Annotated in this window: 7 protein-coding genes and 2 pseudogenes; 6 read left to right on the top strand and 3 right to left on the bottom strand. The window is 51.8% G+C overall.

Annotated elements, in window-relative coordinates; translation table 11 throughout:
* Nucleotides 1–1,076 (bottom strand): annotated as a pseudogene (locus HED64_RS18760) (integrase core domain-containing protein); the annotation flags it as partial.
* A 587-nt stretch (nt 1,077–1,663) separates the two neighbouring features.
* Nucleotides 1,664–1,843 (bottom strand): annotated as a pseudogene (locus tag HED64_RS20295) (ATP-binding protein); the annotation flags it as partial.
* A 662-nt stretch (nt 1,844–2,505) separates the two neighbouring features.
* Here HED64_RS20295 and HED64_RS20215 point away from each other — a divergent pair.
* Nucleotides 2,506–4,011, top strand: coding sequence for a hypothetical protein (locus HED64_RS20215; RefSeq protein WP_168153475.1), 1,506 nt, complete (start codon nt 2,506–2,508; stop codon nt 4,009–4,011).
* Between the two features lie 4 nt (nt 4,012–4,015).
* On the top strand, nt 4,016–4,573 hold the full coding sequence (locus HED64_RS18750) for an acyltransferase (protein ID WP_168153474.1): 558 nt from the start codon (nt 4,016–4,018) through the stop codon (nt 4,571–4,573).
* Between the two features lie 1,017 nt (nt 4,574–5,590).
* Here the strand turns inward: HED64_RS18750 and HED64_RS18745 are convergent.
* Nucleotides 5,591–5,764, bottom strand: coding sequence for a hypothetical protein (locus tag HED64_RS18745; RefSeq protein ID WP_168153473.1), 174 nt, complete (start codon nt 5,762–5,764; stop codon nt 5,591–5,593).
* A gap of 408 nt (nt 5,765–6,172) precedes the next feature.
* Here HED64_RS18745 and HED64_RS18740 point away from each other — a divergent pair, with 408 nt between their 5' ends.
* From HED64_RS18740 to HED64_RS18725, 4 genes are all read left to right on the top strand, one after another.
* Nucleotides 6,173–6,580: a hypothetical protein gene (locus tag HED64_RS18740; protein ID WP_168153472.1), complete on the top strand. Its 408-nt coding sequence runs from the start codon at nt 6,173–6,175 to the stop codon at nt 6,578–6,580.
* 99 nt (nt 6,581–6,679) lie between these two features.
* Nucleotides 6,680–8,497, top strand: a complete 1,818-nt coding sequence (locus tag HED64_RS18735; protein ID WP_168153471.1) for a glycosyltransferase family 4 protein — start codon at nt 6,680–6,682, stop codon at nt 8,495–8,497.
* Nucleotides 8,497–9,072, top strand: a complete 576-nt coding sequence (locus HED64_RS18730; RefSeq protein ID WP_168153470.1) for a hypothetical protein — start codon at nt 8,497–8,499, stop codon at nt 9,070–9,072. The genes HED64_RS18735 and HED64_RS18730 overlap by 1 nt, the downstream gene beginning before the upstream one ends.
* A complete protein-coding gene (locus tag HED64_RS18725) occupies nt 9,069–14,081 on the top strand; it encodes a glycosyltransferase (protein ID WP_168153469.1) in 5,013 nt (1,670 codons plus the stop codon). Before HED64_RS18730 ends, HED64_RS18725 begins: the two co-directional genes overlap by 4 nt.
* Nucleotides 14,082–14,189 lie beyond the last annotated feature (108 nt).

The following is a 14,189-nucleotide window of genomic DNA, read 5'->3' as shown; positions in this document are numbered from 1 at the left end:
GCCAAGCCCGTAGTCGGCTCTGGGAACAGGCCATCATCCATCAGCTCTCCAGTCTTGGATACCGTCAGGATCGCCGTACTTAGGGTGACGTGTTTCAGCTTGCGTTTCTGCAAGTATTCAGCAGCTTTCGCTTCCAGCACGGACAAATGTATCGGCTCGGTGGCCGGAGTGTGTTCCAACGTCTGCCACGCCATTTCGGGGGGCGATTGGTTCAACGACTGGTGTGGTTTGCGCCGGTTTTAATGCTCGCGATAACGGGTGATGAGACGGCGCGGGCCGGTGAGATCCTGTGGTTTATTGGCTTCCAGGAATCGTCGCAGGGTTTGGTGCGAGCGCTCATTCTTCCCCGGAGTGGTCGGACGGCCTAGCATTCCACTGATTGGCATGGTCCCCTTGGACGCGAGGAAGACCTCCACGGCCCCGATTCCGCCGCCTCGGAGTTGGTTGAAGGCCTTGGAATTATCGCTGAGTAGTTCCTTGGGCGCCCCGTGGCACGTGTTCGCCCGAGCGAGCACATCATGCGCGTCATGACTGTTCTCGTGTTGCTGATTAGCCCAAGACCCGACGTCATAGCGGGTCGCGTCGTCGAGTAACTGGTAGACGGTGAGGACTTTGCCCTCACTGATGCGGTATTCGAAGGCGTCCAACTGCCACAAGGTCATGGCCGTTGATCGGACAAAGGGCAGGTACGAGGATTTCTGTCGTTTGCGTGGGTTCCGGTCAACATGGCCGACCCCAGATAATAGTCGGGCAATCGTCGCGATCGAGGGGACCATTCCGCCGGGGAAGCTGTCTTGGTCTTGGATGGTTGCTTCGTAGTGGATTGTTTTCGGTCCCTAGTCCCACCCATCTTTCTTGAGCTGCTTGCGGATGCGGACCAGTTGGTTGATAACCTCCGGTCCGTAGCGTCGGGCAGGATGGTGGGGGGCTCTGGAGCGTGGGTGGAGTGCGGCCGCGGATTCGGTGGCGGCACGGGACCGGAACCGGTAGAAGATGCTGCGCGATATTTTCTGGGTCTTGCAGGATTCACTGATCGTTGGCGCGTCTGGTTGAGTCGGGTCGTAGCTGATGATCATGGCGCGTATGCGCGGTGAAAAAGGGCTTGTTCATGTCTTGAATCTGCCAAAAAGCGACCTTCGAAACTGTCCACGAAGTATCGAGACCTGGTGTCCAGGACCTCATGAGATCGCGTGTCCACAAAGTGCTGAGACAGGACACACAAAGTTGTGAGATTGATTGTCTACGAAGTGGTGAGATTCAGTGTCCACGATGCTGCGAGGTTACACGCCATCAAGCCAGAACAGAGGTACCTTCTATCGCTATTCAGCACTCGGCCACTAGCACCCCATGCAGGTATTGACGTTGCTTCAGGGTGTCTTTCTCAGCCCGTTCACTCAACACGCTGCCGCTCAAGGAAGCATGCTTACCCGCATCGAGGAGGTCTTGGACGGTAATTGGGTTCATGCGACTTCTCCCGTGCTCATATTCAGGGTGGTGAAAGTGTCGTAAACTCTCAAATCCACGTTCGCTGTCGCGGGCAGAGTATTTGATGCATTGAGCAACACCTAGTCGTGCGGTTCAGCACGACCAATCGTGCCAGTGAGTACCAGTGGTGGTGTGGCTGGGAACCACTGGTGTCCTCCATCCTGGATTGCGCACCTGTAAGCGCAGTGTGCGCCCTCGTGTTGTAGGTGCCTGTTTCGACCCAGACCGTGTTGTGGATAGTGCGGACCATGATCACGTCCGCGTGAACACCGGAACCGAGTCGCTGGTGCCAGTCTTTCTGCGAATACTGGGTGCAGAACACCGTTGACGTCTCGCCATAGTGGCGCTCCACCAACTCCTGGACCGCAACGGTATCTGGTCGGTGACCTGCACGGAGGTTCGTTTGGGACAGGCATCTTCCTGACAGACCTGCCGGCGTATCTTCGCCAGCACTTCCATGCCCTAGCCGCCGCAGGCTATGTCCTTGATCCGGTGCACGGGTCTGTCTTGGATCAGGTGAGAAAATACCCCGCATACTGGGCATGGTGCTTCAGGATAGCGGGGCTGCATCAGAACCGAGCGAGAATCACCAGATACTTCAACACTCAGCACCACATGGTTATCAAGTTGAACAGACTCGACGGAGCATCAACTGCGCCTGTCTTGTTATACACGGCTTGTAGTCGTTGGTTTTATGAATGTCTAGAGAAAACCTTAATTCCGTATGGACGAGAGCCATACTTATTTGATGACGCCACGCTAAAAGTCCGAAGGCCGGAAACGGAGGTTCTCTTTTGAGGCAACGTATGGGTCTACGCGGAGGTTTTTTATCAGTCAACGCTTAGTGTTGCAAACAGGTGGAGGATGAAAGATCCTTGTTAGAATTGCGGTTATGTCTGCTTACGTTTCCAAACATACTGAGCTCGAAAAGCGCCGAGAAGAATTTCCCGAGCAATTTGGATTGCTCGTGCTCGGCAACCTAGTGCCCACCCCGCCTGCCGGACATTCTGCAGGTCGTCAGTGAAACGGGGACGCAAGGTCGGTGCCTATGCGGACGTGAAGCCGTATGTTCATAAATCACTTTCGGACTTCATAGATTCTGAAAACGTATCGGGCATACACACCTTCCACGAGCGAGGTCGCGGAATTGACGTGCTTTACGAGGATCGTAACAGTGACGTTTTGCTGGTTTTCTTTTCAGCCGCCCTTGTTTCCAAAAACACGTTTCCGTACTTCTCCGGCCGGAGTGTCGCTCGCAAGAGCGGCTTCTCGTTACTCGCTTTTTCTGATCCGTCGGTTGCGTTGGATACGAACATTCTCACCGGGTGGACTCTGGGCGATGCACGGTACCCGTTCCATAGGGACATCCCCGCAATCGTGCGAAAGTATTCCGAAGGGCGACGGATCATGTTTGTCGGTGCATCTGCGGGAGGTTTCCCCGCACTGCACTTTGGCTCACTATTTCCTGAGTCGGTAACGATGGTGATGAACCCGCGTACCAGTGTGTGGACGCCTCCAACTCATATCCAGTTCAGCGCAGATACTTTGTTCCCTGGCATGACACCGGAACAAATCTCCGAAATAATTCCAACGCGTCTTGGGCCTGCTAAGAATACGGTCGTATTTTTGCAGAACGCCAGTGACGACCCATACTACTCGGCACATGCGCTACCGTACTTGACTACCCAGGCACCTACTGAATCCGTATTCTGGCGACTCGGAGAATGGGGAGATGGTCATGTTGCCCCCCCTGGGTACGAAATATCAGAAATCCTTTCGGCGCTGGTCAACGCTGACTCATGGGCATCAGGAGCAATTTCGGCTGGTTGCACGCAACTGACTGATCCAGCAGCGATCGATGCCGAGCACACTCGGCTCGGGTTCAATTCCCCGGTAATATCGGCCGTTGCACAAGATCTAGTCAAAATATCCAGAATAGAAAACCGCCTTGCCGTAGCCATATCTCGATTGGAATCAGTTGAGTCCGACAATAAAGACCTCCGCAAACAGATCGAATGGATGAACCGGACTAAGACCGCGCACATTCCACCAGGATGCCAAGTCGGAAGAGGCGCAAACATTGCCCCGAACGTGATGCTCATGGCCAATGTGCATGCCAACCCTATTGAGATAGGGGCGAACACCAAGATTCTTCGGGATGCCGAATGGATTGGACCTATCAAGGTCGGCACAGGATGCTACTTCAACAAGGGGTCTTACCTTCGTGCGGAAGTGACTATCGGAAATGATGTGCTTGTCGGGCCGTTCGTCAGATTCGTCACTGACAGTCACGAAATGGGACCAGAATCAAAGCGCGGAGGCCCCTACCTTCGAACCCCCATCACCGTTGGAGATGGTGTATGGATTGGGGCTAGCGTCACTATCGTTGGCAAAGTGAGCATTGGTGCAGGTGCAGTGATCGCCGCAGGATCTCTCGTCAACAAGGACGTACCTGCAAACACGCTCGCGGGCGGAGTGCCGGCGAAGGTCATCAAGCAGCTTCCTACATCGGAATCCGTGGCGTAATAACATGCCATCAATTGAAGAACGTCTTGCGGAACTCGAACGCAAAACGACAGAGCTAGAAGCAGAGCTCATCGAGTTGCGTCCGTCAAAGTCATGGAAGCGACCGGCAGCAGCCACTGTCGGGTCACGCCCGCGTATCCACCCAACTGTGGTCATGATCGCCTCTGAGGCGAAACCCATCGTTATCGGTGAAAATGTCCAAATTCGCCGTGGAGCCGAGATCGTTGGGCCAGTCAGTATCGGCTCTGGATCATCTTTCAACCGTGACGCTTATATTCGAGCAAACGTTCACATCGGTAAGAACTGCAACATCGGCGCTTTCTGCCGGTTCATCAGCGACACACACGAAGTCGGTACCTCTGATAGAAGGGCAGGTGCGGGCTCCTTCCCAGAAATACTTATCGGTGACGGGAGTTGGATTGGTGCGGGTTCGACAATTTTGGGTGGCGTCACCGTGGGCGAATCGTGCATCATTGCTGCGGGTTCGCTGGTGATAAAGGATATTCCTGCAAACACTATGGTTGGCGGAGTTCCGGCGAAGAAGATCAAGGACCTCGACTGACCATCCCGAACCCGGACGAGGACGCTATTCTGGCTGACCTTTATGGGGACATTGAATCAGAGGAGTCCGAAGCAGGTCGCCATGAGAGGGCCAAAGACCTCTTGGTTGAGCTGGACATGGACGGCAAATTGCCGGGTATGTTCTGACATAGATAAGTGGTGCTTGACTATTGGCGGCGAGAGCTGGGCCCACCGAATTTGGAAACCCTGAGTCGACATTAAGTTAGACAGTTTCCCCGGCAGTGTTTCGGGCCAGTCACTGAGACGCATATCTTGGAGGTACTTATGCTCCCGGGCGCGTTCCTGCTTGAGCTCCCACTCTTCGGGCGATTAAACACCGTCTTGGTTGAGTGCGTCATCCAGCCGCATCTCTGCCAAGGTGGATCCTCGAAGTTGGGGATTCCGCCGATTGCGGTGCCGGGAAGGCCGGCCGGGGCTTAGTCGGTGATGCATGAGATCGATTCGTAGAGTGAATCGTCAGCCACGTGTGACAAGATGCTGATTGCCGTAAACGATTTGTTGCCATAGGTTCTCCGCCATGTGGTTCCGGCGTTGTGGATTATTACGCGGACGGCATCCGCGTTTACGTATTAGAAGGTCCCAGGGAGATTGATCGCAGTGGGATTCGTGGCTGCTGCCGCTAGCGCTCCGAAGGATTCTTTGACCGTTCTGCCGAGGCGACGGACGCGAACGGTTCCAGTCCATCGGCTGATGAGCCGGCTTGAGATGTTTCTCCAGCCGGAATCATACGCGATCAGGTGTTTTCCTGCGGTGCCGGGATCGGTGAGGTAGATCGTCTTGCCAGCTGTAGAGGAGAAGGGGACGACATGACCTTCGGCCCGTCGTTCGCCAACTAACCGGCAGATTAGCGGTGGCGAGGGTCGAGCTCTCTCGCGAAGAAAACTCAGGTTGCGCTCAGGCTCTCGTTCGCTTCCTTCCGATCCCGCTTTTCGGCCACCAACTGATTCGACACGTCAGGTTCAGAAGTCGTTGGGCCGTCCTGCTCACCGGCGGCGACCTAGGCTTGAAGTACCCATCGACGCACACACAGCGATTCGGCGCCGACATCGAGCTTCGGCGCCAGCACCTTGCAAGCTGCGATGTCGGAAGGATGATCGGAAAGCGTTTCAACGACCATCCGTATGGCAAGGGCTCCGGCTCCGGCGGCGTATTTCTTGGGAATATTCGCCATTCTCTCAAAAAGACAGGGGCATCAAATCAGGGACGCTTCAGTTGCGGACGTTCTTGAGGCCGCCCCATTAGTCCACAGTCTGTAAACCCGGGAAAGTCAACTCTGAAACTTCTACTAAGACTGGTCCCACCAACGCGAGACCGTGTTCAATAGTGACTTTTTGAGGGCGAAGCAGTTCTAGGAAGGAAATCGACTGGCTGGAAGCATTTTGGACGCTGATAACAGCAAGAGTGGAGCGGTCCTTTGCTGTTTCTCACGACACGCATGTTCAAAGTCGAAGTATCTTGCTCATCCCCACAGCGAACCCTCCCAGTGCATCGTATTTTGCCTGACGTTCCAAATTCGCATTGCCCGCAAATTGATAGATATACTCGACGGGTACTTACGGATGAGAGACAGGGAGCTTGCATGTCACAAATAAAGGTATGGATGGCAATTTGGAAGTTCACGGCTGTTGCGACGGTTATCGTCGTGCTACTAGCAGCTACGATCGCTTTTTATAGTCTGAATGCCGCAGTATGCTTCATTGCTCTGGGAATTTTGCTTGGCTGGTCGTCTTTGATCGCTCGACAGAGGCTTGCGATGAATGATACGCGAACCATCATGCGTCAAGAGCTACGGGCAATCAAAATGGCGCCCCAGACAGTGTCCACAAAGGGCGTAGACGACGCAGCCAAACGGTTGGAGCTTGCCATAAGCAATTTGGCACGAGAACAGAGCCCACTAGCTCGTGAACTCCATCTCAAAACCGTAGAGGAGATTCGTTTCTTGCAGGCGCAGATTTCGGCGGTATTGCAATCTTCTTCCCGCCACTGACGATGATTCGACTAATTCTTCCGCCCTTAGAACATTATCTTGGCGTTGTCAAGTTCAGACGGCGCGTGAATACTCGGGCAGACATAAATGGAGAGAATCATGGGTTCTAAGACGTTTGAGGTTTGCGGCTATCGGAGCAGCCTGACCATCCTTGATGACGACCAAATGCAAGAATACGGCAGTTCGTGTCGTGATCGAAACGAACCTGAACCCGAATTAGCACTAGAAATCCTCATGGCTAATGCAGGGCTTGCTGAAGCCCGTGCAGGAAAGATTCTTTGCGACCTGAGCGAGGAGGCCCAGGAGCACGTTCCATCACCAATCTACGACCGGCACAGATTCCTGGCCGTTGAGCTTTATCTGCGCGCGACAAGGTTAAAAGTTGAGCCAACATCGCCAGCTCTCTCCAAAAGTTCCGAGTTACGGATCGCTGAACGCCAAGATGTTGTGACATTAGCTGAACAATTCGTGACGGATCTTAGATCTTTGGATCGTGTACGTAGCCTGGTCACCGCTTCGTCAGTGGAGCTCTACAAGACGCTTTCGAACGCCCTCTATGAAGAGGGACGAGGATATATTGACGGTTGCTCAAGAGAGCAACGTATTAGATTCAATGACGTTGTTTCTACCGCACCCAATGTTGAAGTCAATTGGGATCATTTGCAAACGGCACCTAACGCACTGGCAGTTCTCTACAATTTTTCGCCATACACAGATACGGGAGCCGTCGTAGCATCGAAACGCATCCGTGAAAGCGGAGACCTGTTTGACGTAATTTCTTGCAGTTTTGCGAATCGTAAAAAAATCGACAACACAATTGAGCGCATTGCAGCACCCTATGTCGTTACGAAGCAATTCTTGCCCATGGCTCCATCGTGGTCCACATGGGATTCTTTCAAGGCTTTCGCTATTAAGGCGAAACGAATAGCTGTAGATCGAGTCAAAAATGGCCGTAATTACGATTACCTATACACGCGAACGATGTGGGCCCCTTCGCATTACGCAGGATCCTTGATCAAGAGAGAGTTCCCTGACCTTGATTGGGTTGCAGAATTCTCGGATCCATTGTCGCTGGACGTGGAAGGTTTGGCGCGTGGTGGAGAGCTGCCCGATGACAAGTTCCTCCTCGAACTTTTGGTCGATGTGGAAGCAGAATTCGGTTCGGTCCCAGAAGCCTACAGAACAATTTTTTCGATTGCTGAGATCATTGCATACGCTGGTGCAGACCGAATCATATTTACCAATCATCATCAGCAATCTGTGATGTTGGAACACATCTACAGTAACAAATTGCGTGATCGTGTCGCGGCCATTGCGGAGGTCAGTAATCATCCGACTCTACCGAGTGCATTCTACGACGCCGAAGAAATCGACTACGTCGTTGACCCCTCAGTGGTGAACCTGGCTTACTTCGGCGAGTTCTATGCCACTCGTGGATTGACCGAAGTGACTACGGCGATTCGTATGCTACCAAAAGCTATTCGTGGCAAGGTCCACTTGCATGTATTTACGAACTACATACCAGTGGGTGCATCCGGGGCTCGGCCCAGAGGAATGTCTGCCAAAGCTTACGATGATCTAGTCGATCGGGCAATCAGTGGTGTGGGCGCCTATGGGCTTGAAGATCAGGTTCACCTTAATGGTTCACTACCATATTTGAAATTCTTAAGTATTACGAAAAAATTTGACTATCTTTTAGTAAACGACGCTCGATCGGGAGAACATCACGCTGTGAATCCTTATCTTCCCTCGAAATGGAGCGACTATGCGGGATCAGTTGCTGCTTCGTGGGCATTCGTAGAAGAAGGAAGTAGTCTTGCTGGGAAACCAGCAACTGTAAAAACCCCGTTGGGTGAAATTGTAGCGATAGTGAATGAATTAAAAAAGATTATAATTCAGAAGCTTGGGAGTGAATAATGACCTCACTAAGTCCTAGTCGGGCTGGACTCGAAAGTGTACTCGCAAAGATCGGCCGGGCATCGACGCCTACGGTAGCTGAAAACAATATTGGACTTACTCTTTCTAGACTTTTGAACCAGAAGCCACAACTTAGTCCGAACGATGTGAAGTTGTATGGTGTCGTAGGAGCTACAGTTCGTGATGAATTGATTCGGCAGGATATTTCATTCAAGGCTGCTATACCAGGTGACAGTTTTCAGACCTTGCCCACTGATTTTCCCGGGATTGTGATTATTGATCGTTCTGGATTTACAGCCGGTCCTTGGTTAGGAATCGAAACGGAATCTGGAATACGATTGCGCGAAGAAGTGTATGAGCTGTGCCGATATGCGCGGAATAATGGAATTCCAGTTTGGTTTCTCGATAGTCCAGAGATTGACACATTTTCGGTCATTCGTATAAAGAGTGCCTGTGACGTCACATTTCCTTACCTGATGTTCGATGATTTTGAGGAAGGCGCTCCTATGAATATTGAGTTCAAAGTTATCGAAGCCGCAGTAAGCCGACGTTTTGATTTTGAGGGTATGGAATGAGCTCACTGCAGCAGATTAGTGAATTAGTACTTGCGAACAAGAGGATCCTCTGTGTGGTAGACGAGGAATCGACGAATGTGGCCACCTATCGTCAATGGGTGGCATCGCAAATTGCACAGTTCTCCATGCGCGGAGCTGAAATAACTCTATTGCACCCTTGCGGTTCTTTGGCTGATCTACCAGCGGAATATGGTCGTTTAGATTCTGATTTCATTACTATTCTCCCGATTGTGGCTGACAATGCCAAGGAACGTGGTCGCGCACTTGCGCTTTTGGCCATTAACTATGGCGTAGCGGAAGAATTCGATGTAGTAATTGGCTTCGGGTGGACTGTTAGCCGTGGAATTGCCGGCGGTAAACGACTATCCAACAAGTTCTGGGCCGTTGTTGATGATTTTACGATCGACTTTGATCGTAGCGCTTGGACAAACACTTCGTTGGTCGAATCGCTTTTCGGTGGTGCTAGAAAAGTTTTTGTTTTTAGCGAGGAAAAGCGATCCTTGCTTGAGGCCACCACGCCACAAGCTAACGGTCGTACGTATTTGCCTCTCATGTGTGATCCTATCGATCTGACGAGGCTCTCTGGTTTCCCATTTGACCATTCAAGCGAGTTGGCCGTTTTCCTTCCAGGAATGATAGATCCTCGGGAATACGTTGGAGATCTTGAATTGATCTCTGAAGCTGCAAAATCGACTGAGTCGCACTTTGCGATGTTTTTTGATGGAAGTGCGGAGCTTTGGAGCTCCTTGCAAACTGCGCGGGAAACGGCAGTCCTATCCGCAATTCCTGGGCTTCAGTTCAGGGATTCCGGCGCGCAGGATCGCTACCATGGGAATGCGCTTGGCTTGATCCCGGACCACGGCGTTGAGCCCTGGGTCGTGGAATTTTTGGTATCTGACTTTACTGCGCGTGGGATTGTTCCGATTTCGGTGGCGCGATTTATGCAAATTCTTGAACGGACCGAGTCGGTAGCGATTGATCCGATTTGCGAGCTCGATGCCTTGGGGTTTTCCGTGGATTTGATAGAGGCGGCAAACAACAAGAACAATGTCAGGCTTCTAGACGCATTTGGTTCGCAGTCTCGAGCAAGGGGTGCCCAACGTCCAACTCGAGTTGTACTGGCTGGGGCTGATTTCAAGTTTGCGGGTGATTTAGTTGAACTTCTAAATGACTCCTCGTCGATCGACCTGCGGATTGACTTGTGGGAAAATAACAGTCATCCTAACCCCGAGCAAAGTAGGCCCTTCCGCGATTGGGCAGAAGTCGTAATCTGTGAGTTTTCGAGTTTTAATGCCATTTGGTACTCCCGCAATAAGATACCAGGCCAACGTCTGATTGTGCGTCTGCATGGCTACGAACTGCTTCAGCCGTGGTTCGATCAGTTGGATTTCCAACAGGTCGATAAAGTGGTTTTCGTTTCAGAATTCTATCGTCAAAAGGCAATTGAATCGAAGGGGTGGAAAGAATCTAAAACATCGGTCATCTCTAACACGATCGATTTTGCCGATCTAGTTCGCCCTAAGCTTCCCGGTTCAGAGTTTCATTTGGGTATGGCGGGGCTTGTGCCGATTCTGAAGCGTCCTGACCGCGCCCTCGATCTGCTGGAAATGCTTATCAAGGAGGACGACCGATTTGTTCTCCATTTGAGGGGGCATAGCCCTTGGGACTACGCCTGGGAATGGAAAAAGCAGGCGCATCAAGCTGCCTACCGTGATTTTTATTCACGCATCGGCGAAAGCGAGGTACTTCGTTCCCACATAGCCTTTGAGGGATTTGGCCCAGATATGGCCGGCTGGTTCCGGAAAATCGGCTGGATGCTGTCGCCGAGCTATCGGGAGACGTTTCACCTAGCTCCGGTTGAAGGCATGGCCAGCGGGACGATGCCGATTGTTTGGAATCGAGAAGGCGCTTCCGATATCTTCCCGAAGGACCACGTCTTTGGCGCGACACATGACGCTGCCAATTTCATTCTAGAGACGGTACGCCACCGGCAAGGTCTTTTGGAAAGATCGCAAAGGGTTCAGCAGTTCTCCGCGAAGTACTCTAGGTCGACGGTTAATAGTGCCTGGCTTCAACTCGTGCTCGAAGAATCGGTAGAATTAGGTTCGGCGCTCAGCGAGCGCGGCTGGTCTGCGAGCGACCTCGAATCGCTTATCGAAACGCATGCGCAGACTGGTACCGCTGCTACGCTTGTAAGTTCCGTGCGGGAGGCGTGGCTCCAGAATGAGTATTCAACGGCAATTTCTTTACTCGATGAAAATATCAAGATCACTGCGAATGACTCAGGTGAGTTGAAACAGTGGGAACACTGGGTTCGCGGTGTATATCAAGCATCACTGGGCCTCGAAACCGTAATCCCTGCTCGTTCGGCAGGATCTGTCTATCAGCCAAGCGTGGGGCGAGTAGCCCGCGTAGTTGGTCACTACAGTGGAGTGATGCTGGACAAACCGATCTTGACAGGCCCGGGAGTTGAAGAGTTCACCTTTGGCGTAAGCCTTCCGAGCCCGGGAGCAGATACATGTCGAGGCGGAGATGTTTCGAGTGTGACGGAGACTTTTGTTCGGGATATTAGGTTTGATGGCAGTCTTCGAATGAACTATTTCGTGTCTCAGGTAGCGTCTGAACTTGGCTCGGAATTCAGGAACCTTGGTGTTTCGCTGGCAATCTCTACCGGGGGACTCGTCGAATCGCTGGCCACCTTGCTTGCGGCGAGGCGTATTGGAATTCCGTTTGTATGGCAGCCGGCTACCGACTCTGGTTCATTACGTTTCATGTCCAGATTTAATGAGATTGTAAATGATGATCCTGTTCATGCTATATATCAATCGGTATTAAGGAATTCTGACGGAATTATATCGCAGGAAGAGTTCGACGGAATCGAATTTGCTCTGTCCGCCGGAATGTCCATAATTGACGAGATTTCTCTATCTCGGATACATGATCTTCATGCGTCATTTGAAAAGAAATCAAATAAAAACACTCCGTTGCTTCGCATTGTCTACGTGGGTGATGAACCTCTAGCGGACAGTCTGCGCTCGGTTGGTGATGTCGTCCTATCTACTCCTTCTGGACTTGGAGAATGTTTAGAGGCGGTTCCGGACGCTCTGATCTTCGGCTTTGGCAAGTCTGTAGAAGACCTCGCTAGTACTAAACATACAAGTTCTTCGGAGCTCATGAACGCGAAGAATCTTAAGCTGGCAAAAGACGCTATCGCGCGGGCTCGAGGTATGGGAATTCGGACGATTTTCGTTTCGTCGTCGGATCCGTCGACTTTGGCTGTCGGCAAAGAGCTGGCCCGCAAATGTGATGTGGTGGCATCAAACGACAGAAAATCTCTTGTTTCCTATATGCGCCTCAATCCAAACTCGAACCAGGTCACTGTCAATGTATCGGGGACAAAGGTGTGGCCAGTTGTCCCATCGATCCTTGTCCCGTCGACACCAGATGTTTCGGTCTGCTACGACTCGGCAATTGAGGGTAACGATCGTGCCTCGGCACTCTTAGAGGGCCAGCCCTACCTGGCAGCATGGCCTCTGGACAATCGGTGGAACGACACGAAGCAGCCTCGTGCTGAATACGATGTCGTCAAGTACGAGCAGCATGGGACATCCGAGAATAAGATCAGGGCTTTATGGACGAACTGCTTTGAACTGGCGCAAGGCCGTACGGCACATGATTTCGCCACCTACTTGATGCGCTCTGCTGGACTTGTGGCGACTCACAAGAAATCAGTTCCAATGAATGACGTGATAGCTGCGTCGCAATCTAGCGATCGGATATTAACGCTGGGTCGAACTGTTGTGCGAACTGATGTAAACCTCAGCCTTGACGCGGTTCTTCTTCGTGATCTAATTTCGCTGATTCGAGTTTCGAATAGTAGTTCCGTAGATGTGCTGACTTCTGCATCCGGCAATCAAAAGCTATCTGTCCACGATGACGAGAATGGGATGTATACGCTCGATCGAGTTCCCAGTTCTCAGGGACCAGCAACGTTAGAACCGCGATCTTTACGAGAGTTTGAAACCAAGGGTATCTCTATAGTTTTGGCGACATACATGGGAGCGAGCCGCCTACCAGTCTTGTTGGAATCGCTTGCGCTGCAGACGCTACCTAAGTCGCTTATTCAGTTGATCGTTATCCCGAATGGTCCGGAAGATGGGACGGTCTCTGTAGTCGAAACTTGGGCAGCGACCCATGGACTCCGCGATTTGGTGGTTGCTCCTCAATCCCTAGCGGGGGTGGCGAATGCCCGAAATGCTGGCATTTCACTTGCCACCAGGGAATTCACCACTTTTGTTGATGATGATGATTTCTTGGAGTCGAACTTCCTGCTGGCCTTGTATGCTCGCAGCTCAGACTTAACCGTCGTCCTGGGTCGGCTATCAGACGTTGATGAATCTACTCGTGAGGTCAATAGGATGACTCCTACAAGCAGTCGGGTGAAGGAGCTCAATGGTCGGGTTCTTCCACTGTTTCAAAGAGCCGGTGCTCTAGGTATGAATGGTGCCAAGCTCTTGCCAACCGTACTTCTGCGTGAATGTTCCTATGACCCAAGTCTGCGAAGCGGTGAAGACGTTGCGTTTATGGCGCAGCTACTGCGATTGGATGGGGTGTTTGTAACTTCAGCCGCGGAAATCGAGGATTCGTCGTATATGCGAGTTCTAAGATCGAACTCAATTTCGCGCCGCGATGAGGATTTCAAGTTTATGGTTGAGGAACGTCTTGAGGTGTTGAGATCCCTAGCGGAAACACGCAATCAAAGCACTTCCAAGGCTGGTCGCGGTGCGATCGACTACTTGATGACGGGGCAACTTGGATTCATCAAGCGCTTTGTCGAGGAAATAGTTGATCAAGATGAACTTCAGCGCGTTCTTAACACTTTCCGTAACTACAGTTTGATCGATAGTACGGTGTTGAAGCCACTCGTTGCTCAATTGAAGCGCGGAATCGAAAGGCCAGAAACGATGACGGTTGGTCGACGAGTCCGGATTCACCGAATGGAACCATAACCTCATTCACCGAATGAAACCATAACCTCCAGTGCCCGTCGCCAATGCAAGCCGGGGAAATGGCACGGAGGTTAGGTGCTTGTGACGCTCTGATTACCCATATGTAAG

Source organism: Paeniglutamicibacter terrestris (assembly GCF_012271785.1).
Classification (GTDB): domain Bacteria; phylum Actinomycetota; class Actinomycetes; order Actinomycetales; family Micrococcaceae; genus Paeniglutamicibacter; species Paeniglutamicibacter terrestris.
The sequence above is the reverse complement of the archived record's forward strand: the minus strand, read 5'-3'. Positions and strand labels throughout refer to the sequence as shown.